Raw genomic sequence first — 21057 nt, 5'->3', positions numbered from 1 at the left:
CCTGCCCGGCTCAGATACGAATTGCAACGCGTCCTGAACCGGGTATTGAATAGCGCGGCTCAGAAAGGAGACCCTTCGTGAAACGCTACCCCCGTGATTTCTCAGGCTACGGACCAACGCCGCCGGATGCGCAGTGGCCGGGTGGTGCGCGGATTGCCGTGCAGTTTGTGCTGAACTACGAGGAAGGGGGCGAGAATTGCCTGCTGCATGGGGATGAGGCGTCGGAGGCGTTTCTGTCCGAGATCGTGGGCGCCCAGCCCTGGCCCGGGCAGCGACACTGGAACATGGAATCGATCTATGACTACGGCGCGCGCGCGGGGTTCTGGCGGCTGCACCGGCTTTTCACGGGCGCGGGCATTCCAGTGACCGTTTACGGCGTCGCTTCGGCGCTGGCCCGCGCGCCCGAGCAGGTACGCGCCATGCAGGACGCAGGCTGGGAGATCGCCAGCCACGGGCTGAAGTGGATCGACTACAAGGACCATTCCGAGGCAGACGAAATGGCCGACATGATGGAGGCGATCCGCCTGCACGGTGAGGTCACCGGCGAAAGCCCGCGCGGCTGGTACACCGGGCGCTGTTCGGAGAACACCGTGGCGCTGGCCGCAAAGACGGGGCAGTTCGAGTACATCTCCGACACCTACGATGACGATCTGCCTTACTGGGCCAAGATCGGACGGCGCAACCAGTTGATCATTCCCTACACGCTCGATTGCAATGACATGCGGTTTGCCACGCCGCAGGGATTCAATTCAGGCGATCAGTTCTTTGCCTATCTGCGCGATACGTTCGATGCGCTTTACGCCGAAGGGGCGGACGGCGCCGCCAAGATGATGTCGGTCGGGCTGCACTGTCGTCTTGTCGGGCGGCCGGGTCGCGCACAGGCGCTCAGGCGGTTCATCGACTACATCCAGGGATTTGAGGGCGTCTGGTGCGCGCGCCGGATCGAGATTGCAGAACATTGGCGGAAAGAGCACCCGCCCACGCGCGGCGCGGCACGGCCCTCAGCCATGAAGAAGGCTGACTTTCTGGAGAAATTTGGCGGCATCTTCGAGCATTCGGAGTGGATTGCCGAACGCGCCTATGACTTGGAGCTGGGCCCTGCACATGACACGGCGGTGGGGTTGCATTCTGCCCTTGCGCGCATGTTCCGCAGCGCCAGTATTGAGGAGCGGATGGGGGTGCTGCGCGCGCACCCCGACCTTGCGGGTAAGCTGGCGGCAGCACAACAGCTGACCGAAGAGAGCACCGAAGAGCAGGCCAGCGCCGGCCTCGATGCGCTGACGGACAAAGAGCGCAAGGCCTTTGAGAAGCTGAACGCGGCCTACACCAAAAAGCACGGCTTTCCCTTCATCATCGCGGTCAAGGACCACGACAAGGCGGGCATCCTGCGCGCCTTCGAGCGGCGACTCGACCACGAGACAGACATGGAATTCGCCGAAGCCTGCCGTCAGGTGGAACGCATTGCCGAACTCCGGCTGGAGGCGCTGTTGTGAGCTACGCCTTCCCGCCGGGTGGCCTGCCGGACCAGTCGCAAAACCCCGAAAGCACGGCGATCTTTACTGAGGCTTATGCTGTCATCCCGGCCATCACGCAGCGCGATATCGTCACCAGCTTTCTGCCCGGCTGGCAGAACGCCCGCTTCTGGGTGCTGGCCCGCCCCCTGAGTGGCTTTGCCGAGACGTTCTCCTACTACGCGGTCGAGCTCGCCGAGGAAGGTGGCAGCGCCGAGCCTGAGCCCGATAAGGACGCGCAGGCCGTGATCTTCATCGCCAAAGGCCAGGCCCGGCTGACACTGGGCCATGACACCTTCGATCTGATCCCCGGCAGCTATGTCTACCTGCCGCCCAGTGCGGTCTGGACGATCTACAACGTGCGTGAGGAGCCCTGCCAGTTTCACTGGATCCGCAAGAAGTTCCAGCCGTCGCCGGGGCTGAAGGTGCCCGACGCGCTGATCACCCATGAAAGTGATGTCGAGAAGGCCTCGATGCCCGGCTGCAACGGCACATGGGCTACGCAGCGGTTCTTTGACCCCTTTGACCTCAGCTATGATTTCCACGTGAACATCGTGAATTTCGAGCCGGGCGGGCGCATTCCCTTCGCTGAAACCCATGTGATGGAGCACGGGCTTTACGTGTTGCAGGGCACAGCAGAATATCTGCTCAACAAGGATTGGGTCAGCGTCGGCCCGGGTGATTTCCTCTGGCTGCGCGCCTTCTGCCCGCAGGCCTGCATCGCGACCGGGGATGAGCCTTTCCGCTATCTGCTCTACAAAGACGTGAACCGTCATATGCCGCTGTGAAGACGATTGTCGCCCAGCCCCTGACAGCGCAGGCATTTGCGCTCTTTGGCGATGTGCTTGAGTGCAGCGGCGCGCCGGATAAAATGATCAACGCGGGACTTTGCGGGCGCTATCACGACCGGGCGCAGATGGACTTCGGCCCAGAGGGCCGGGCGGGCCTGAGCCTCTTCAACGCAGAGGCCCGCAGCCTGCCCTACACCCTCGATTTGCTGGAGCAACACCCGGAGGGCAGCCAGGCCTTCATCCCCATGACACCCGCGCCCTTTCTCGTAACCGTCGCGCCCGATGACGATGGCGAGCCCGGGCTTCCGCAGGCCTTCCTGGCGGCACCCTATCAGGGCATCAACCTGCATCGCGGCACCTGGCACGGGGTGCTCACCCCGCTCGCTGCGCCCGGTATTTTCGCAGTTGTGGACCGAATTGGCGAAACACCCAATCTGCGCGAGGTTTCGCTTGATCCGCCCTATCTGGTGGTTTCATAAATTCAAAGGCCGCCGAAGAGCGGCTCATTAATTCCAGGGATAGGACCATGACTGACACGCGCACGGGGTTTTACAGCGACCCGGATGAAACACCCCCTCTGGTGCAGGCCGTGCCGCTGGGATTGCAGCATGTGCTGGCCATGTTTGCCTCCAACGTGACGCCGTCGATCATCGTCGCGGGCGCCGCCGGGTTGGCCTTCGGCGGGCCCGAGCAGGTCTATCTGATCCAGATGGCGATGCTTTTTGCCGGTGTGGCAACCCTGCTCCAGACCATTGGCCTCGGCCCCGTAGGCGCACGTTTGCCGATCATGCAAGGCACCAGCTTTGCCTTTGTGGGCGTGCTGGCCGGTGTTGCAGCGACCCAAGGTCTCGGTGTCGCATTGTCGGCCTGTATCATCGGGGGCTGTGTGCATTTCGTGCTGGGCGCCTTCATCAAGCACCTGCGCTGGTTGTTCCCGCCTCTGGTCACGGGCCTCGTGATCCTCGCCATTGGTCTCTATCTCATCCCCGTCGCCATCAAATACGCGGCTGGCGGCGCTGCCAAGTTCCAGATGGAAGCCGAGAGCTTCGGCTCCCTCATGCACTGGTCCGTGGCGCTGAGCGTGGTGATCGTCGCGTTGATCCTCAAGTTCTTCACCAATGGCACGCTGTCGAATGCGGCCATCCTTGTGGGGCTGATTGTCGGCTACCTGCTGGCGCTGGTGCTGGGCATGGTCAACTTCGCGCCCGTGGCCAATGCCAGCTGGATCACGTCGATCACGCCGCTGCCCTATGGGTTCGAGTTCTCCCTCGGCGCGGTGATCGCGGTCACGCTGGTCTCCATCGTCTCGGCGATTGAGACGGTCGGCGACGCGTCCGCCACCACCAAGGCGGGCGCAAGCCGCGAAGCGACCGATGCAGAGATCTCAGGCGCCACCTATGCCGACGGCCTCGGCACCGCCATCGCGGGAGTCTTCGGCGGGCTGCCCAACACATCGTTCAGCCAGAACGTCGGCATCGTTGGTATGACCGGCATAATGAGCCGCCACGTGGTCACCATCGGAGCATTGGTTCTGATCCTCTGCGGTCTGCTGCCCAAGATTGGGGCCGTCATCGCTTCCATGCCCCTGCCGGTGCTGGGCGGCGGCGTGATTGTGATGTTCGGGATGGTGGCTGCCGCGGGCCTCAACGTGCTGAGCGAGGTGGAGATGAACCGCCGCAACATGGTGATCATCGCCGTGTCGCTGGCCGCTGGTCTGGGGTTGAACCTGGTGCCCACAGCGGTGCAATATTTGCCTGGCGTGGTGAACACGCTGGCCACCTCTGCCGTTGCACCCACAGCACTTGTGGCCATCATCCTCAACCTCGCGCTGCCCGACGAGATCTGACGCCTGCTTTCATTCTTCGGCAAATACTCCCGCCGGAGGCGTCCGACGGATCAGTAAGCGCGGGCGTGACAGCAAAGGACCCAACGCATGTACGACCTCGCCGCTATTGGAGCTTGGATCGAATTCGCGGTGCGCTGGCTACATGTGATCACAGGCATCGCCTGGATCGGCTCGTCCTTCTACTTCATCGCGCTGGATCTGGGCCTGCACCGCGACCGCAACCTCGCCAGCGGCGCGGATGGCGAGGAGTGGCAGGTGCACGGCGGTGGGTTCTACCACATCCAGAAGTATCTGGTGGCGCCCGAAAACATGCCCGACGGGCTGATCTGGCACAAATGGCAAAGCTACTGGACGTGGATCAGCGGCTTCATCCTGTTGGTGCTCGTCTACTATCTGGGGGCGGAGTTCTACCTGCTCGACCCCGCCGTTGCCGATCTGGCCGCCTGGCAGGGCATCGGCCTGTCGCTGGCCTCACTGGCCTTCGGGTGGCTGGTCTACAATACCCTCTGCCGCGTCTTTGTCGACGCAGACCAGACGGTGCTGATGCTGGCGCTCTTCGGCGTGCTGGTGATGATGTCATATTTTTATTCGTCCGTGTTCTCGGGCCGCGCTGCGATGCTGCACCTCGGGGCCTTCACCGCTACGATCATGAGCGCCAATGTCTTCATGATCATCATCCCCAACCAGAAGATCGTTGTGGCCGACTTGATTGCAGGCCGCACACCGGATGCCAGATACGGCAAGATCGCCAAGCAGCGCAGCACCCACAATAATTACCTGACCCTGCCGGTGATCTTCCTGATGCTGAGCAATCACTACCCGCTGGCCTTCGCGACAGAATACACCTGGATCATCGCGAGCCTGGTGTTCCTGATGGGCGTCAGCATCCGCCATTACTTCAATTCTATGCACGCGCGGCAAGGCCATCCGCACTGGACCTGGGCGGTCACTGTATTGCTCTTCATCGGGATCATGTGGCTCTCCACCGCGCCGATGTTCCGCGCAGATGCACAGGAGACCGCACAGGGCGCTGCGCTCCGCTTTGCCGAAGCCCCAGGGTTCGAGGAGGTGCATGACATCGTTTTGGGACGTTGCTCCATGTGTCATGCTGAAGAACCGGTGTGGGAGGGGCTGCTCTGGGCGCCCAAGGGTGTGCGGCTGGAAACCGAACATCAGATCGCCGGGCAGGCTCGGGCCATCTATCTGCAGTCCGGGGCGAGCCATGCGATGCCGCCTGCTAACTTGTCTTACATGGAAGAGGCAGAGCGCGATCAGATCGTCAGGTGGTACCACGCCGCAACGGGCCGTTGACCAAGGGTGGCCTGAAAGCCCACCCAACCTGCCTGAACAAACGTCCATGACCGGCAGGTGAGGTGGGCTTTCAGGCCACCTTTGCGGTGAAATCCGGTTTCAGAATCGGCGCGGTGCGTGCTACAAGTTGCGATATGGTTTCTCTCGACCCCAATATGAGCGATCAACGCCCCGTCATCCGGCAATTGGACGAGGCCGCCGTGAACCGCATCGCTGCAGGCGAAGTGGTGGAACGCCCGGCCTCTGCCGTGAAGGAACTGATCGAGAACGCGCTCGATGCCGGCGCGCGGCGGATCACCGTTGACTATGCCGATGGCGGCAAAACGCTGATCCGTGTTCAAGACGATGGTTGCGGCATGACGGAGCCGGACCTACCGCTCGCGCTCTCGCGCCACGCGACCTCGAAGATCGATGGCAGCGACCTGCTCAACATCCACACCTTCGGCTTCCGTGGCGAGGCGCTGCCCTCGCTCGGCGCCGTCGGTCGCCTGACCATCGCAAGCCGTGCGGGCCATGCTCCGGGCGTGGAAGTCACCGTTGCAGGCGGGAAGATCAGCACGCCGAAGCCCGCCGCGCTGAACACCGGAACCATCGTGACCCTGCGCGATCTCTTCTACGCCACACCTGCGCGGCTGAAGTTCCTCCGTACCGACCGGGCGGAAGCGCAAGCTATCTCCGATGTTGTCAAACGTCTGGCCATGGCGGAGCCGTTTGTGCAGTTCGCCCTGCGTGATGTCTCCGGTGGTGAGGAGGGGCGCGAGGTGTTCCGGGCCGATGCGGAGCAGGGCGATCTTTTTGGCGCGCTGCACGGGCGATTGGCCCGCGTTCTGGGGCGCGAGTTTGCCGAAAACGCCCTGCCGATTGATGCGAAGCGGGAGGGCCTGCACCTCACTGGCTTCGCCGCGCTGCCCACATACTCGCGCGGCTCTGCTGTCGCGCAGTATCTCTTCGTGAATGGCCGTCCGGTGCGGGACAAGTTGCTCGTGGGCGCGCTGCGTGGGGCCTATTTCGACTTTCTCAGCCGGGATCGCCACCCCGCTGCGGCGCTCTTCCTCGACTGCGACCCGACACTGGTCGACGTGAATGTGCATCCGGCCAAGTCCGAAGTGCGGTTCCGCGATCCTGGGATTGCACGTGGCCTGATCGTCTCCGCGCTTCGGCATGCGCTGGCCGAGGCGGGGCATCTTGCATCGACCACCGTGGCCGCCGCCACGCTCGGCGCGATGACGCCGGAACCCGCGACTGCGCGGATCTACCAGATGGACCGGCCTGTTCCGCGGCCCTCCACGCCCTGCTTCGCCGAAACAGCACCCGTCTGGGGGCGTATCGATGAGCCCGTTGAAGCAGAGGCCGCCACACCCGATGAGGCGCCAGACTACCCTCTGGGCACAGCGCGTGGCCAGGTGCATGAGAACTACATCATCGCGCAAACCGCCACCGGCATGGTGATTGTCGATCAGCACGCGGCCCACGAACGCCTCGTTTATGAAAAGCTGAAACGTCAGATGGCCGAGGCTGGAGTGGCCCGGCAAGCGCTACTCATCCCTGAGATTGTGGAGCTTTCAGAGGGAGACCGTGCCCGTTTGATGGGTATTGCGGATGAACTGGAAGGTTTTGGTTTGACCATTGAACCATTTGGTGGCGGCGCGGTTGCGGTGCGGGAGACCCCGGCCATACTCGGGACCGTCGACGCGCGCGCGATGATCCTCGACATTCTCGATGAGCTGGCGGATCAGAACAGCTCCAACATGGTGCAGGCCCGGGTTGAAGCGATCCTCAGCCGGGTGGCCTGTCATGGCTCCATCCGTTCCGGGCGGCGCATGCGGGCGGAGGAAATGAATGCGCTTCTGCGCGAGATGGAGGAGACACCGCACTCCGGCCAATGCAACCATGGGCGACCCACCTATGTGGAGCTGAAGCTCAGCGATATCGAACGTCTGTTTGGACGCACATGATTGAAATTGCCGAACAAACCTATGCGTTGACCGATCCGCTGGTGATGGCCGGGCTGGTTGCGGGCGGGCTGATCCTGCTGATTGTTTTGCTCCTGATCCTCTCGCTGCGCGCGGCGGGGCGCAGTGCCGCGCTGACCGCGCCTCTGGTCCAGCAGGTGGGCGCGTTGGGCCAGCACGTACAGCAGCTTGGGCAAGGCCAGGAGCAGCTGCGGGGCGGGCTGCAGATGGTGTCAGACACGCAGAGCACGACCCAGGCGCAGGTCATCCAGACGGTGGAAGCACGTCTGGCCACGGTGCAACAGCAGATGCAGGACCGGCTGGCCGACAATGCCCTGCGCTCGGCCCGCGCGTTGGCCGAGATGCAAGAGCGTATGAAGGAAACGCTACATGGGTCTTCAAAGCAGACCACCACAAGCCTGACGCAGCTACAGGAACGGCTTGCGGTGATCGACAAGGCGCAGGACAACATCACCAAGCTGTCGGGTGATGTCCTGTCACTGCAAGATATCCTCAGCAACAAGCAGACCCGCGGGGCCTTCGGCGAGATCCAGCTGCGCGATATCCTGTCCAAGGCGCTGCCCTCCGACAGCTATTCCTGGCAACCGACTTTGAGCAACGGGAAGCGTGCCGACTGCCTGATCCACCTGCCCAACCCGCCGGGGCCTATTGTCATTGACAGCAAATTTCCGCTTGAAGCTTACGAGGCGCTGCGGGTGGCTGACAGTGATCAGGCGCTGAAAGAGGCGGTGGCCAAGATGAAAATGGCGGTGACCAAGCACATCACCGACATTGCCGAGAAGTATATTCTCGACGGCGAAACAGCGGATGGCGCGCTGATGTTTCTGCCGTCCGAAGCGGTCTATGCTGAGCTGCACGCGAACTTCCCTGATCTGGTGCGCAAGGGCTTTGACGCGCGGGTCTGGATCGTGTCGCCGACCACTTGTATGGCGACACTCAACACCATGCGCGCGATCCTCAAAGATGCGCGCATGCGCGAGCAGGCGGGTGCCATCCGGAAGACGCTGAAGCAGTTGCACCGGGATGTGGAGCTTGTGGTGACACGGGTTGGCAAGCTCGATACGCACTTCCGGCAAGCGCGCGAGGATCTCGACGGGATCGGCACGGCGGCTGAACGCGCCGGCAAACGGGCGGCGCGGCTCGACAGTTTCGACTTTGCGGAGCTTTCACCAGAAGAAGAAGCGGCAATGACACTCAGCCGTGCAAAGCCGTAAAGACATTCCGAGTGCAGAGCATTCTCGTTCCGGAAGCCACCATGAAGCGTGTCGTTGATACGAACAGAACGCTTGGCAATTCTGATACTGATCCGCTGTCACCAGTGGGAATAGATCAGATTTCGGCGAAGATGGCACCACCGTCACCCATCGAGCTCCAGCTTTGCGAGATGTGGGCCGGGCATCGCCGGGCTGCGCCCGATCTCCCTCGATGGGAGGGAGGGCGCTTCCCCCTGTCTTCTAACCCAACGCCACCATGATCCCGCGCAGCTCCGCCAACCCCCGCATCCGCCCAATCAGCGGATAACCCGGCATGCTGTCCGCAGTTCGGTCATGCAGCAGCTCCTGCCCATGGTCCGGGCGCATGGGGATCTGCCAGTCGGCACGGCCCGCCGCCTTGCGCCGCTGTTCCTCGGACAGTAGCGCGCGGATCGTGCCGACCATGTCGGTATCCCCCTCAAGATGCGCCGCCTCAAAGAAATCCGGGCGCTGCGGGTCGTCACTCAGCCGCTTGGTGTTGCGCAGGTGCACGAAATGAATCCGGTCACCCAGCCGCTCTACAAACCCCGGCGCATCGAAATCGGCCCGCACGCCAAGCGAGCCAGTGCAGAGCGTTGCACCACTGGCCGGGCTGTCGACCGCCTCCAGCACGGCGGCATAGTCGTCCGTGCTCGACATCACACGTGGCAGACCCAAAAGGCCAAACGGAGGATCATCAGGATGGCAACACAGACGCAGCCCAAGCCGCTCCGCCACGGGCACGACCTCTGACAGGAAATCAATCAGGTTCTGGCGCAACTGCGTCGGCGTGATGTCGGCATAGCTGGCGAGCTGCGCGCGCACATCCTCGACCGTCCAGGTGTCATTGGCCCCGGGCAGCCCGGCCACGATATTGTTCTTGAGGGCCAGGCGCTCTGCATCGGACATCTCGTCAAAGCGCGCCCTGGCAGCGGCCTGCTGCGCCTCCGTGTAGTCCTCCTCCGCACCCGCACGGGCGAGGATGTGCAGGTCGAACACGCTGAAAGCCAGCAGCTCAAACAGCATCGCCGTGCCGCCATGCGGCTGTGGCGCCCGCAGGGTTGTGCGCGTCCAATCGAGGATCGGCATGAAATTGTAACACACGGTTTCAATGCCATGCCGCGCGAGCGCCTCAAGGCTCTCTTTGTAAGCCGCGACATGCTGCGCTGCCTCTCTGCTTTGAGTCTTGATCATCTCCGATACGGGCAGGCTCTCCACCACGTCCCAAGCGAACCCTGCTGCGGCAAGCCTCTCTTGTCGCTTGGAGATCTCCGCATCCGTCCAGACCTGCCCCGGCGCAATATGATGCAGAGCGGTGACGATGCCCTCAACGTCCACCATATGCAGGTCCGACAGGGCGACGGTGTCCTGCGGGCCAAACCAGCGCCAGCATTGCTTCATGGCTGCCATCCTTTGTAAAGCGGGTGATCGGGCGTGATCGGCAGGGTGACACGCGTGCCGGTGCGCGCCGCGTGGTAAATCGCCGTGACCAGCGCAACCGAGGCCGCGCCCTCCTCGAGCGTGACGGCGCTGTTGGGGCGACTGACTTGATCCTGCGCAATGGCCGTCAGGAAGCCTTCGAAGCCGACGGGCTCTGCGGTTGCCTGCGCCAAAACTGCGTCGATTGCGGCCTGCTGGGAAGGGTCCCGCGCGGTGAAGGTCCAAGGGTCAGCCCCCGGCGCATAGGGTGCTGTGCCTGAGGTCGCGGTCAGATGCTCGAAGACAAGCCGCAGCCGCGTTTCATCCGAGGCCGCGCCCAGCGTGATGCTGCTTGTCGCCAGTGCACCGTTCGCCATCTCGAAGCTGATGGCCGCACAATCCTCTGTCTCGATCAGGTTCACCCGGGTGGTGGTGAAGGCCGACAGAGCGGCGACGGGACCCATCAAATGCGTCAGCAAATCGTGATTGTGGATCGCATGACCCAGGACCGCGCCGCCCTGCTCGCCCGCCCACGTCCCGCGCCACGGCACGGCGTAGTAATCCGCTCCCCGCGACCAGTGGGTTTCAACGGCTGCCGTCTGCGGTTGGCCAGCAAGACCAGCGGCAATAAGCGCGCGCAGCTGCGCCAGCGACGGCCCCCAGCGGTACTGGAAGACCGGGTAGACTTTGCGTTTCGCGGCCTGCGCGGCCTCTTTGATCCGATCCACATCCGCCATTGAGGTCGCCAGCGGTTTTTCGCAGATCACGTCTTTGCCTGCGGCCAGGGCCTGCAGTGTGACGGGTACGTGCAAGTGCGGCGGCAGGCAGATGTCGATGAGGTCAATTCCCGGGTCGTCGAGTGCCGTGGCAATATCCGCCGTGACAGTGAAGTCGTCACTCGCGCGCAGAGCCTCGGCACGGCCCGTATCCTGATCCACGATCATCGCGACGGTGAAGTGGTCGGTCAGACGGCGATAGGCATCAAGATGCTCTGCGCCGATACCTGCACCCAGGATCGCGACACGGATCATCCCCGCGCCTCCGCCTTGGCCTGCGCCTCCAGCGCCAGTTCCATCACCGTGAAACAGTGGGCCTGCGTCATGGCGGTTTCGGTTCGGTGCGCGATGTCGTCTGATAGCCGCTCGAAATAGGGCAGCCCCGCGTCGCGTGCATCGATTTTCTCACAGGTGGTGCCGTTCACGAGGATCAGGTGATCGGTGCCCTCCGCCCCGCCCACATCCACGTATTTGCGCAGCTCGATGGTGCCCTCGGTCCCCAGCAGCGTCAGTCGCCCGTCGCCCCAGGTGGGCAGCGCATCGGGCGTGTACCAGTCGACGCGGATCGTGCCTGAAGCGTCGGCGCCGCGCAGGCTGATCTCGCCAAAATCCTGCAGGCCCGGATCGTTCGGATTGGCATAGTTGGCAACCATCGCATGGCTGATCTGGGCCGTCTCCGCGCCGGTGAAATGCAGAAACTGGTCAATCTGATGCGAGCCGATATCCGTGAGGATGCCGCCGTATCTTTCGCGTTGAAAGAACCAATCCGGTCGGGTCGCGCGGTTCAGCCGATGTGGCCCGAGGCCTGCCGTATGCACAACGCGGCCAATGGCACCGGCCTCAACCAGTTCCGTGGCGCGGGTCACGGCGGGCACCTCGAACCGTTCCGAGAAATTGATCGACCAGATGCGCCCCATCTCGGCCACGCAAGCCTTGATCTCATCCAGCTGGGCATGCGTTGTGCAGCCGGGCTTGTCGGTCATGACGTCCATACCCTGCCGCATGGCGCGCACCGCCAGATCGGCGCGGTCGGCGGGGATGGCAGAGATCAGCGCCAGCGCGGCGCCCGCGTCCAGCGCCGCGTCGAGCGTTTCAAAGCGGTGCAGATCGGGAAAGCGCTTCACAAAGCCGGGCAGCGTCTCAGGCGTGCCGTCCGTCCAATATCCAAGGCAGGTCGCACCTGTGTTCAGCATGTTTTCTGTCATGCCGTAGATATGGCGGTGGTCGAGGCCAAGGGCGACGAAGGGCAAGCTCATGATCGGGAGATCTCCGTGATGTGTCCGCTGCGGCTGGCACGCTCCATAGCGTCGATGACGCGGTGCGCCTCCAGTGCGCTTTGGTCCGAGGCCAGCGGGGGTGTGCCAGTGGTCAGGCTGGCGGCAAAGTCTTCCAGCACAGCCTGATGCCAGGCGTGGGTGAAGGCCATCGGGTCCGCGCCACCGCCGGTGCTCGCTTCCGCGCCAAAGGTCTCGACCCGCCCATCCAGATGGGTCATGGTCAGCACACCGGACGCAAGATGCGCGGCCGCCTTGGACCCTTGGATGCTCAGGCTCTCCGCCTCGCCGGGATAGGCGGCGGTCGTGGCCATCAGGCTGCCGCAGGCGCCGTTTTCCAACTCAAAGAGGGCGCCTGCCCAATCCTCGGCTTCCATCCGGTGCAGCGGTGTCGTGCGCATCATCGCCTGCACCCGGCGGATTGGGCCCAATAGCCAAAGCGCAAGGTCCAGCGTATGGATCGCCTGGTTAATCATCACGCCGCCGCCATCCCGGGCATAGGTGCCGCGCCCGGGTGCCGCGTAATACGCCTGATCGCGCCACCAGGGGACACGAATCTCGACGGTGGCGATCTGCCCCAACGCGCGCCCGTCCAGAAGCTGTTTCAGCTTCTGGGACGCTGCGCGCGCCCGATGCTGCAGCACGAGGCCTAGCGAAACACCGGCGTTCTCGCAGGTCGTCACGATGGCCTCGGCGGCGGCTAGCGTCCGTTCAATGGGCTTTTCCATCAGGATGGGTTTACCAGCTGCGCTCAACACCGTGACCAAGTCCTGCCGGGCGTCGGGCGGAGTGGCAATGACGACAAAATCAATGGCCGCATCCTCTGCGATCTCCGTGATCGAGCCGCGAGCGGGCACCAAATATCCCATCTCCTGTGTCGCTTTTTCAGCAAAGAGCTGCGTGCGCGTGGCGTCGCGGCCCATGACACCGGCGAGCGCAATCCCCTCTGCATCCCGGATGGCGGCCAGATGGTTGCCCGCAACCATGCCGAGGCCTATCAATACCGTCTTCATATCTCCTCCCGTTTCGGGCACATTTGCACCAAAGGCCGGGGAAGGCCATGGCAAACATCGGGGGGATTATGCATCAGCTGACCGGGACGGCGGGCGCGCTCTATGAGGCGATCCGCGACCTGCCCATCGTCTCGCCGCATGGGCATTGCGAGCCTGCGTGGTTCGCCCAAAATGAAGCTTTCCCGGACCCTGCCACCTTGCTGGTGGTGCCCGATCATTATGTGTTTAGGATGCTCTATTCCCAAGGTGTGCCACTGGAGGCGCTTGGTGTGCCCGAGGCCGGACGTGGTGCGGATCCGCGAGAGGTTTTCCGGCTGTTCGCGCAGCACTGGCATCTGTTTTTGGGCACGCCGTCGCGGTTCTGGATCTCTTACGTGCTGACGCAGACGCTGGGGGTTGAGGCCCCCCTGTCGGCAGAAACCGCGGATGCCGTCTATGACCAGATCGCGGAGCGTCTGGCGGAGCCTGCCTTCCGTCCCCGTGCGCTTTTTGATCGCTTCGGGATTGAGGTGCTGGCCACGACCGACGGTGCCCTCGATGATCTGGCCCATCATCGCGTGGTGGCCGAGGGCGACTGGGCTGGCCGCGTGATCCCGACCTTCCGGCCTGACCCGGTGCTCGACCCCAGGCATGAGGGGTTTGACAGCAATGTCGACGCGATTGGTCAGTTGACCGGAGAGGATGTGGGCAGTTTCACCGGGTATCTCGCGGCTTTGCGGGCGCGCAGGGCCTTTTTCAAAGCACTTGGGGCGACAGCGACGGACCACGCCATTGAGGTGATCGAGACGGTCTGGCTGGACGATCCCGAGGCGCTTTATCAAAAGCTGCGACAGGGCAGCGCGACCGAGGCGGAGGCGCGCGCCTTCTATGGCCACATGCTGATCGAGATGGCGCAGATGTCTGTCGAAGACGGGCTGGTCATGCAACTGCATGGCGGCAGCAGGCGCAACACCAACGTGGATGTGTTCCAACGCTTTGGCCGTGACAAGGGGGCCGACATTCCCATAGCGGTGGACTGGGTGCGTGGGCTGGAGCCGCTGTTGGGCCGTGTTGGCAATGCGCCGGGATTCCGGCTGATCCTCTTCACCTTAGACGAAACGACTTACGCGCGTGAGCTGGCGCCCATGGCCGGCCACTGGCCGTGCCTGCGCATCGGGCCACCTTGGTGGTTTCACGACAGCGCAGCAGGCATCGCGCGGTACTTCGATCAGGTGGTGGAGACGGCAGGGTACTGGAACCTCGCCGGGTTCAATGATGATACGCGCGCGTTTTTATCGATCCCCGCGCGGCACGATCTGTGGCGGCGCGGCGTTGCGCTGCACCTTAGTGAGCAGGTGACAAGAGGGGTGTTCGATTTGAACGATGCCAGAGATCTGGCGCCCTTGCTTGCGGTTGATCTGGCGCGTGACGCCTATAGGCTCAGGCCATGACCCCACGGATTCTCCACATCGGTTTGGGTAACTTCGCCCGGGCACATTTGGTTGACTACACACAGGATGCCGGCGGCTGGCAGGTCACGGGCGTGAGCCTGCGGTCACCCACGGTTCGCGATGGGCTGCGTGCGCAAGGCTACGGCTATGGCCTCGCGATCCAGGGGCGGGGGGTCAAACAGATCGACGTGCTTGATGATGTGCTGGTGGCACCGGAGGCGCCTGGCGCGGTGCTGGCTCAGATCGCGGATGCAAACGTGCATATTATCTCGGTGTCGGTGACCGAGAAAGGGTATCATCTCACGCCAGACAATCTGCTCGACCTCGATGATCCTTTGATCGCGCAGGACCTCGCGGGTGAGGGGCCACAGACAGTGATCGGATTTCTCGCCCGGGGTTTGGCGGTACGGGAGACACCAGTCACGGTGATGAGCTGTGACAACCGCGCGAATAACGGCGATGTGCTGAAGGCCGCTGTCGTGACCTTTGCGGCAGAGGCGCGGCTGGACATGCGCAAGGTTCAGGCGCGTTTTCCCAACAGTATGGTGGACCGGATCACCCCGGCCACCACCGACGTCCTGCGCGCCGAGACGGGTGATCCGATGGTGGTGCCGACAGAACCCTTCCGGGAATGGGTGATCGAGGATCATTTCGCCGGGCCGCGCCCCGATTGGCCCGATGTTGTGTTCACAAAGCACGTCGCCCCTCATGAGATGCGCAAGCTGCGGATGCTCAACGGCGCGCATTCGATGCTGGCCTACGCGGGCACGCTCGCGGGGCATGAGTTTGTGCACGACGCTATGGCAGATGCCACGTTGCGCGCCCAGACCCGCGCGCTGATGGGGGAGGCCGCCCGGACCTTGTCGCCCGAGATGCAGCAGATTGCGCCGGCATACGTCGATGCTTTGACCGCGCGGTTCGACAACCCGCATATGGGCCACAGCCTGCGCCAGATCGCGATGGATGGGACGCAGAAGCTGCCTTACCGGATAATCGACAGCCTGCGCGCCTTGGGCGGTGATGCACCTGCCTTGGTGGCAGGGGTGCGGGCGTGGATCGGCTTCTGCCGGGCCGAAGTGGCGGCGGGGCGCAAGCTGCAGGATCCGAAGGCTGAAATCATCATGGACATCGTGACGTCCGGTGGGTCGGATGAACAGCTACTTGCGCTGATCGGCGCGCAGAACCTGGCGGGCGTCATTCTGGAATGATTGCACCTCGGTGCTGGACCACGCGGGCGGCGCAGGCGTGGCCGGCCATCAGCGCGGCGGCCTGCGGCTCGCCGGTGAGCAGGGCGGCGAGGTAGCCGCCGTTGAAGCTGTCGCCCGCGGCGGTGGTGTCGATGACGTTTTCTGCGGGCGGGTAGCTCTGCGCCACCGGATCGCCGAGCGAGAGCGGGCCCGTCGGCCCGCGTTTCAGCGCGCCGGTGCCGGGCAGGCTCTGGGCGCGGGCGGTAACCTGCGCTTCGGTTTCATCAAAGAGCGCCATCTCGTCGTCGATGGACGGGAGCGCGATGTCGGCGCGGGCCCACATGGCGCGGGTGATCTGTTGCGCGGTGGCCTGATCCTCCCAGAGGCGGGGGCGGTAGTTGCTGTCGTAGACGAGGGTTTGGGATGCGTCTTTCAACCAGTCGATCAGCGCCAGGCGCACGGGCTGCGGCAGGATCGCCAGCGAGATGCCGGAGAGGTAGAGCACGTCGTAGCTTTCCAGCACCGAAAAGTCATAGCCGTCACCGGTCTGGAACACATCGCGCGCGGCGGCGGCGCTGCGCCAATAGGTGAAAGAACGTTCTCCATCCTCGGTGGTCGTGATGGCGTAGAGGCCGGGGGATTTGCCGGGGATGGTGCGGATGGCGTCTGTGCCGATGCCTTGTGCCGCGATGAAGTCGCGGATCTGGCCGGAGAAGGGGTCATCCCCAAGGCAGGTGACATAGTCGACCTGCAGGTCGCTTGATGGCGCTTCCGCGACGGTTGTCTCTTGTGCTGAGGGCAGCGCCCGTCCGTGGGGGTCGCGCTGCCCGGCGGGCCCCGCCGAGCGGGATATCTCGGATGCGCGAGATAGGCCCGCAGTTGCACAGCGCTTCAGATAAATCGCGGTGTTCAGCGTGTCGCCCGCCACGCCGACCTTGGCCGCCTCGCCTTGCAGTGAAAGTTCGATCATGGCTTCGCCTATACAGGCCACGCGGAGGGTCATCGCTGTTCCCTTTTCCAGATGATGAGGCCCGAGACCACGATGATCAGCGCGCCGATGACAGTCCAATAGTCGGGCAGGTGATCAAAGACCAGATAGCTCATGATCGTCAGGTAGATCATGAACGAATAGGTGAAGGGCATAAGAGTATTGGCTGAGCCAAACCGGTGCGCGTTGGTCAAGAGTTGATGTCCGGCCCAGCCGAAAACCCCGAGGCTGATCAGCAAGGCCCATTGCAGCGTGTCAGCGGGTGCCTGCCAGCTCCAGACCGCCAGTGGCAGGAGCAGGGCGGTGCCGAGCGCGCCCATGTGGAACTGCATCGTCTCGGTCGCCACGACGCCCGCGAGCTTGCGCGTCATGATCGAATAGAGCGCGAGGCTGAGCGCGTTGAAAAGCGCCAGCAGCATGGCCCAGTGAAACTCCGCCCCGAAGGGTCGGATCACCACCAGGACCCCGGCAAAGCCCAGCAGGATCGCGAACCAGCGCCAAGGACCGATCTTCTCATTCAGAAAGTGCTGTGACAGGAAACAGACGATCACCGGGCTGGAGAACATGATCGCAGAGGTGACGGTCAGCGGCAGGAAGTTCAGGGCATAGAAGTTCGACACGGTCGCGGTGATCAGCAGCAGCGCGCGGCTGCTCACCTGCCACGGGTGGCCCGTTTGCAACCGCTCGCGGCTAAGCCCGCCACGGGCGATCATCCCAAGCGAGATCACGAAATGGCCGAAGTATCGCATGAAGGCCAGTTGAAACGCCGGAAAGCCGATCAGCGCCAGCCATTTGGCGCTGGTGTCCACAAAAGAGAACAGCAGCCATGCGCAGAGCATGAGGCTGATGCCGAAATGCGGACGGTCCTCGACCAGACCGGCGGTGACGGCCATGCTAGGGCTTCATTTTCTGCGCGTAGAAGTCGATCATCTGGCTGACCATGTTCTCGCCATGGCCCGTCTCGGTCGCCTCGCGTAGCGCTCCCAGCGCGCATTTGGACATGATGCTGTCCACGCCCGCGTCTTCGGCCATTTTCGCGTAGTAGCCCACGTCCTTGGCGGCGTTCTTGATCGCGAAGGCGAGCTGGTTCGGGTCGCCCCTGAGCCCGTAGCCCGAGACAAAATCCATCATGCCGGAATGCAGCGGGCCTGCCGCCATCACATCGTAAAGCTGTTGGCGGTCGATGCCCGCCACATCGGCCATGGCGAAGGCCTCGGCCATGGCATTGGCGACAGTCATGCCGAAAAAGTTGTTCATCAACTTGATGGTATGACCCGACCCAAGCGCGCCGAGGTGGAAGACGTTTTCGCCCAGATCGTCTAGCACGGGTTTGACTTTGTCGAAGGCGGATTTTTCACCTGCGGCCATGATGTTCAGCAGCCCGTCTTTGGCATGGGTCGGCGTGCGGCCCAGCGGCGCGTCCATATAGGTGCCTCCGGCGGCGGCGACCTCATCGCCCAGGGTTCGCGTGCTGCCGGGCAGCGAGGTGCCGAAGTCGATCACCACGGCACCCGGTTTCAGGCCCGCGATCACGCCATCGGGTCCGCGCATGCGCGACTCCACACTGTCGCTGGTGTCCATGCAGAGCATCACGATGTCGCTGGCCGCGGCCACGTCGCGGGCGGTGGCGACCTCGGTGGCTCCGCGCGCCACGGCAGCGTCGATGCGCGGGCGCGAGCGGTTGGCGGTGATGGTCATCGCGTAACCCTTGTCGATCAGCCGGTCGACCATGGCAGAGCCCATGAGCCCGAGCCCGATGAATCCGATTGTTTGCTGTGCCATCTCAGGTCTCCTTTATGAATGTACGGTAGGGGCTGGGGTGCGCTGTTGCAGTTGGTCTTCAATCTGCAGCGCGATATCGAGGGTGCGGGTGGCATCTGCCACGTCTATGAGCGGTGTGGCGCCTTGGATCACGTCGAGGAAGTGGTCGAGCTGGGCGTCGAGCGGCGGTTTCGCGTTTTCGGCGCGGGTGAAAGGCACTTGCTCGGCGGGGCGCGACCAGTCCTGACCGGACCAGAGGGTCATGGAGGGGAAGCTGATCGCCCCGCGGGTGCCGGTGATCCAGAGCATATCCTGCCCTGTCGTGCCGACGTTGGGGTTTTCGCCCGTGCCTGCCTCAAACCCCCAGGGGGAGGGCGCCGTGTCGGCAAAGCTGATGGTGCCCGTGGCGCCGCTCTCGAACGACAGGGCCACGGCGCCGCTTTCGACGCGGGTCTCGCCGCGCTGGCCGCGCCCGCGCAGGGCCGCCGCGCCGGTGATCTCGCCCAGAGTGAAGCGCAGCAGGTCGATGTCATGCACGAGGTTCAGCAACACCGGGGTGCCATGTGCGCTGCGCCAGTTGTCCTTGAAATAGGCATCGGGTTTGCGCATGGCCCAGATCAGGCTGGCGGTGACGGGCTGGCCGATGGCGCCATTGGCCAGCAGCGATTTCAGCTGCTGCACGGGGGCGTGGTAGCGGCGGTGGTGGCCGACGAGCGATGCGACCTTGGCCGCCTTGATCGCCTTGTGCAAGCCGCGGGCCTGGGTGAGGTCTTCGGTCACCGGCTTTTCGATGAGCATGGGCCAGCCGCGCCAGGCGGCGTAGCGCCCGTGCTCGGCATGCAGATGCGTGGGCGTGGCGAGGATCACGCCATCCACCGGGTCCGGCACCTCGCTCATATCGGCAAAGCGTGGGCAGTCCACCGTGATATTGGTGTCTGGGTCGACCAGCCCAACAAGCGTGCAGCGCGCGTTTGCGGCCACAGCCTTCAGATGGCGGATGCCGATGAGCCCGCCGCCAACGACGAGAATGCGGCTCACATCACCGCCCCGATTTGCCAGGGCACAAATTCATAGTCGCCCAAGCCCTGCGCTTCGGATTTGCTCATCTCGCCGGAGGCCACACGCAGGAAGGTCTCATAGATCTCGCGGCCTTTCTCCTCGACGGTGGTGCCTTCGGTCAGGATGGTGCCTGCGTCAATGTCCATATCCTCGGTCATGCGCTTGGCCATGGCGGAGTTTGTGGCCACCTTTATGGTGGGGGCAGGTTTGGAGCCAAATGCCGAGCCGCGCCCGGTGGTGAAGCACACCAGATTGCAGCCCCCCGCGATCTGCCCGGTGACGGAGGCCGGGTCATAGCCGGGGCTGTCCATAAAGGTGAAACCGCGCGCCGTGACCGGTTCGGCGTATTTGTAGACGCCCATAAGAGGCGAGGTGCCCCCCTTGGCCGCGGCACCAAGCGACTTTTCGAGGATGGTGGTGAGCCCGCCCGCCTTGTTTCCGGGGGAGGGGTTGTTGTCCATCGAACCCTTGTTGCGGGCGGTGTAGTCCTCCCACCATTTGATCAGGCCGACCAGCTTGTCGCCGGTGGCGCGGTCGGTCGCGCGGCGGGTGAGCAGGTGTTCTGCGCCGTAGATTTCGGGCGTCTCGGCCAGCACGCCGGTGCCGCCCTGGGCGGCGAGCAGGTCGCAGGCGTAGCCCAGAGCGGGGTTCGCGGTGATACCCGACCAGGCGTCGGAGCCGCCGCACTGCAAGGCGACTTTGAGTTCAGAGGCCGGGCATGGGGTGCGCGTGGCCGCATTGGCGATGGGCAGCATCGCTTCGATTTTCTGGATGCCGAGGTCGATGGTGCGGCGCAGGCCAGCCACGTTCTGGATGTTCATGACCTGGAAGGTCGGGCCTTGCTTGAGGCCATAGGCGTCGAGCAGCCAGTCGATCTGGTTCATCTCGCAGCCTAACCCCACCATAAGCACGGCGGCGTGGTTGGGGTGGCGCGCATAGCCCCACATGACCCGCTGCAGCGCCTCGAACCCGTCGCCATCCCCCGCCATGCCGCAGCCCGTGCCGTGCACGAAAGCCACAACGCCATCGACGTTGGGGTAGTGGCTGAGCACCTCCGGCGTGAAATGCGCGGCGATCATGCGCGCGGCGGTGGCGGAGCAATTGACGGATGTGACAATCGCCACGTAGTTGCGCGTGCCCACCTGGCCGCCCTCGCGGCGGTAGCCCATGAAGCTGTCGCGCTGCTCCTCGGGCACCGGGGTTACGGGGCGCAGATCGGTTGAGAAGTCATACTCCGCATCCGTATTCCGGAATTCGACGTTCTGGGTGTGCACGTGATCGCCGGGCGCGATGTCGTCACCCGCATAGCCGATGACTTGCGCGTACTTGCGGATGGCTGCACCTTTCGCAATCGCCTGTGTGGCGATCTTGTGGCCGGAGGGGATGAGCGCGCAGGTCTGCACCCCCTCTACCGCGACACCAACCTCAAGTGCCCGGGTGGCGGTGACCACATTGTCCGAAGGGTCGAGGCGGACGGTGTCCATGG

The 21057-nt window shown here is 63.7% G+C and carries 18 protein-coding genes; 9 read left to right on the top strand and 9 right to left on the bottom strand.

Going from position 1 to position 21057, the window contains the following annotated elements:
* Window positions 1–77: 77 nt before the first annotated feature.
* The 7 genes from puuE to So717_RS04430 all read left to right on the top strand — a co-directional run bounded on the left by puuE (window position 78) and on the right by So717_RS04430 (window position 8646).
* Complete coding sequence (gene puuE, locus So717_RS04460) at window positions 78–1493, top strand: allantoinase PuuE (RefSeq protein ID WP_159975014.1); 1416 nt, start codon at window positions 78–80, stop codon at window positions 1491–1493.
* Window positions 1490–2299 carry a bifunctional allantoicase/(S)-ureidoglycine aminohydrolase gene (locus tag So717_RS04455; RefSeq protein ID WP_159975013.1) on the top strand — a complete coding sequence of 270 codons (810 nt, stop codon included), beginning with the start codon at window positions 1490–1492 and terminating at the stop codon, window positions 2297–2299. The genes puuE and So717_RS04455 overlap by 4 nt, the downstream gene beginning before the upstream one ends.
* The gene (locus So717_RS04450; protein ID WP_159975012.1) at window positions 2296–2781 is read left to right on the top strand and encodes an ureidoglycolate lyase; all 486 of its coding nucleotides are present in this window, start codon (window positions 2296–2298) and stop codon (window positions 2779–2781) included. The genes So717_RS04455 and So717_RS04450 overlap by 4 nt, the downstream gene beginning before the upstream one ends.
* 47 nt (window positions 2782–2828) lie before the next feature.
* Complete coding sequence (locus So717_RS04445; RefSeq protein WP_159975011.1) at window positions 2829–4148, top strand: uracil-xanthine permease family protein; 1320 nt, start codon at window positions 2829–2831, stop codon at window positions 4146–4148.
* An 87-nt stretch (window positions 4149–4235) separates the two neighbouring features.
* Window positions 4236–5459 (top strand): urate hydroxylase PuuD, encoded by a 1224-nt coding sequence (locus So717_RS04440; protein WP_159975010.1) that lies wholly within the window; start codon window positions 4236–4238, stop codon window positions 5457–5459.
* 134 nt (window positions 5460–5593) lie between these two features.
* A complete protein-coding gene (mutL, locus tag So717_RS04435; protein WP_159975009.1) occupies window positions 5594–7414 on the top strand; it encodes a DNA mismatch repair endonuclease MutL in 1821 nt (606 codons plus the stop codon).
* Window positions 7411–8646 carry a DNA recombination protein RmuC gene (locus So717_RS04430; RefSeq protein WP_159975008.1) on the top strand — a complete coding sequence of 412 codons (1236 nt, stop codon included), beginning with the start codon at window positions 7411–7413 and terminating at the stop codon, window positions 8644–8646. The genes mutL and So717_RS04430 overlap by 4 nt, the downstream gene beginning before the upstream one ends.
* 240 nt (window positions 8647–8886) lie before the next feature.
* Here the strand turns inward: So717_RS04430 and uxuA are convergent, their stop codons facing one another.
* From uxuA to So717_RS04410, 4 genes are read right to left on the bottom strand one after another with little or no spacing between them, the layout of a single operon-like run.
* Entirely contained in the window at window positions 8887–10065 is a 1179-nt protein-coding gene (gene uxuA / locus So717_RS04425; RefSeq protein ID WP_159975007.1) for a mannonate dehydratase, read from the bottom strand.
* Window positions 10062–11114, bottom strand: a complete 1053-nt coding sequence (locus So717_RS04420; RefSeq protein WP_159975006.1) for a Gfo/Idh/MocA family protein — start codon at window positions 11112–11114, stop codon at window positions 10062–10064. Before So717_RS04420 ends, uxuA begins: the two co-directional genes overlap by 4 nt.
* Window positions 11111–12115: a Gfo/Idh/MocA family protein gene (locus tag So717_RS04415; protein ID WP_159975005.1), complete on the bottom strand. Its 1005-nt coding sequence runs from the start codon at window positions 12113–12115 to the stop codon at window positions 11111–11113. Before So717_RS04415 ends, So717_RS04420 begins: the two co-directional genes overlap by 4 nt.
* The gene (locus So717_RS04410; RefSeq protein WP_159975004.1) at window positions 12112–13146 is read right to left on the bottom strand and encodes a Gfo/Idh/MocA family protein; all 1035 of its coding nucleotides are present in this window, start codon (window positions 13144–13146) and stop codon (window positions 12112–12114) included. The genes So717_RS04415 and So717_RS04410 overlap by 4 nt, the downstream gene beginning before the upstream one ends.
* A gap of 68 nt (window positions 13147–13214) precedes the next feature.
* Here So717_RS04410 and uxaC point away from each other — a divergent pair, with 68 nt between their 5' ends.
* Together uxaC and So717_RS04400 are read left to right on the top strand one after the other, a co-directional pair.
* Window positions 13215–14576 (top strand): glucuronate isomerase, encoded by a 1362-nt coding sequence (gene uxaC / locus So717_RS04405; protein WP_159975003.1) that lies wholly within the window; start codon window positions 13215–13217, stop codon window positions 14574–14576.
* Window positions 14573–15784 carry a mannitol dehydrogenase family protein gene (locus So717_RS04400; RefSeq protein WP_159975002.1) on the top strand — a complete coding sequence of 404 codons (1212 nt, stop codon included), beginning with the start codon at window positions 14573–14575 and terminating at the stop codon, window positions 15782–15784. Before uxaC ends, So717_RS04400 begins: the two co-directional genes overlap by 4 nt.
* Here the strand turns inward: So717_RS04400 and So717_RS04395 are convergent.
* The 5 genes from So717_RS04395 to So717_RS04375 are packed head-to-tail and all read right to left on the bottom strand — an operon-like array spanning window position 15771 to window position 21055.
* Window positions 15771–16733, bottom strand: a complete 963-nt coding sequence (locus So717_RS04395) for a sugar kinase (RefSeq protein ID WP_159975604.1) — start codon at window positions 16731–16733, stop codon at window positions 15771–15773. The two genes, So717_RS04400 and So717_RS04395, sit on opposite strands and share 14 nt — an antisense overlap.
* 29 nt (window positions 16734–16762) lie before the next feature.
* Window positions 16763–17644: a DMT family transporter gene (locus So717_RS04390; protein WP_159975001.1), complete on the bottom strand. Its 882-nt coding sequence runs from the start codon at window positions 17642–17644 to the stop codon at window positions 16763–16765.
* Between the two features lies 1 nt (window position 17645).
* Window positions 17646–18533, bottom strand: a complete 888-nt coding sequence (locus So717_RS04385) for an NAD(P)-dependent oxidoreductase (RefSeq protein WP_159975000.1) — start codon at window positions 18531–18533, stop codon at window positions 17646–17648.
* A 12-nt stretch (window positions 18534–18545) separates the two neighbouring features.
* Window positions 18546–19550 carry a Gfo/Idh/MocA family protein gene (locus So717_RS04380; protein ID WP_159974999.1) on the bottom strand — a complete coding sequence of 335 codons (1005 nt, stop codon included), beginning with the start codon at window positions 19548–19550 and terminating at the stop codon, window positions 18546–18548.
* Entirely contained in the window at window positions 19547–21055 is a 1509-nt protein-coding gene (locus tag So717_RS04375) for a UxaA family hydrolase (RefSeq protein ID WP_159974998.1), read from the bottom strand. The genes So717_RS04380 and So717_RS04375 overlap by 4 nt, the downstream gene beginning before the upstream one ends.
* Window positions 21056–21057: the final 2 nt, after the last annotated feature.

This window comes from Roseobacter cerasinus (assembly GCF_009811755.1).
Taxonomy (GTDB): domain Bacteria; phylum Pseudomonadota; class Alphaproteobacteria; order Rhodobacterales; family Rhodobacteraceae; genus Roseobacter; species Roseobacter cerasinus.
The sequence above is the reverse complement of the archived record's forward strand: the minus strand, read 5'-3'. Positions and strand labels throughout refer to the sequence as shown.

Excerpts from the sequence above, each read along its gene's own strand:
- So717_RS04445 (WP_159975011.1), top strand. The coding sequence starts at position 2,829 with ATGACTGACACGCGCACGGGGTTTTACAGCGACCCGGATGAAACACCC.
- So717_RS04440 (WP_159975010.1), top strand. The coding sequence starts at position 4,236 with ATGTACGACCTCGCCGCTATTGGAGCTTGGATCGAATTCGCGGTGCGC.
- mutL (WP_159975009.1), top strand. The coding sequence starts at position 5,594 with ATGGTTTCTCTCGACCCCAATATGAGCGATCAACGCCCCGTCATCCGG.
- So717_RS04430 (WP_159975008.1), top strand. The coding sequence starts at position 7,411 with ATGATTGAAATTGCCGAACAAACCTATGCGTTGACCGATCCGCTGGTG.
- uxuA (WP_159975007.1), bottom strand. The coding sequence starts at position 10,065 with ATGAAGCAATGCTGGCGCTGGTTTGGCCCGCAGGACACCGTCGCCCTG.
- So717_RS04420 (WP_159975006.1), bottom strand. The coding sequence starts at position 11,114 with ATGATCCGTGTCGCGATCCTGGGTGCAGGTATCGGCGCAGAGCATCTT.
- So717_RS04415 (WP_159975005.1), bottom strand. The coding sequence starts at position 12,115 with ATGAGCTTGCCCTTCGTCGCCCTTGGCCTCGACCACCGCCATATCTAC.
- So717_RS04410 (WP_159975004.1), bottom strand. The coding sequence starts at position 13,146 with ATGAAGACGGTATTGATAGGCCTCGGCATGGTTGCGGGCAACCATCTG.
- uxaC (WP_159975003.1), top strand. The coding sequence starts at position 13,215 with ATGCATCAGCTGACCGGGACGGCGGGCGCGCTCTATGAGGCGATCCGC.
- So717_RS04400 (WP_159975002.1), top strand. The coding sequence starts at position 14,573 with ATGACCCCACGGATTCTCCACATCGGTTTGGGTAACTTCGCCCGGGCA.
- So717_RS04395 (WP_159975604.1), bottom strand. The coding sequence starts at position 16,733 with ATGATCGAACTTTCACTGCAAGGCGAGGCGGCCAAGGTCGGCGTGGCG.
- So717_RS04390 (WP_159975001.1), bottom strand. The coding sequence starts at position 17,644 with ATGGCCGTCACCGCCGGTCTGGTCGAGGACCGTCCGCATTTCGGCATC.
- So717_RS04385 (WP_159975000.1), bottom strand. The coding sequence starts at position 18,533 with ATGGCACAGCAAACAATCGGATTCATCGGGCTCGGGCTCATGGGCTCT.
- So717_RS04375 (WP_159974998.1), bottom strand. The coding sequence starts at position 21,055 with ATGGACACCGTCCGCCTCGACCCTTCGGACAATGTGGTCACCGCCACC.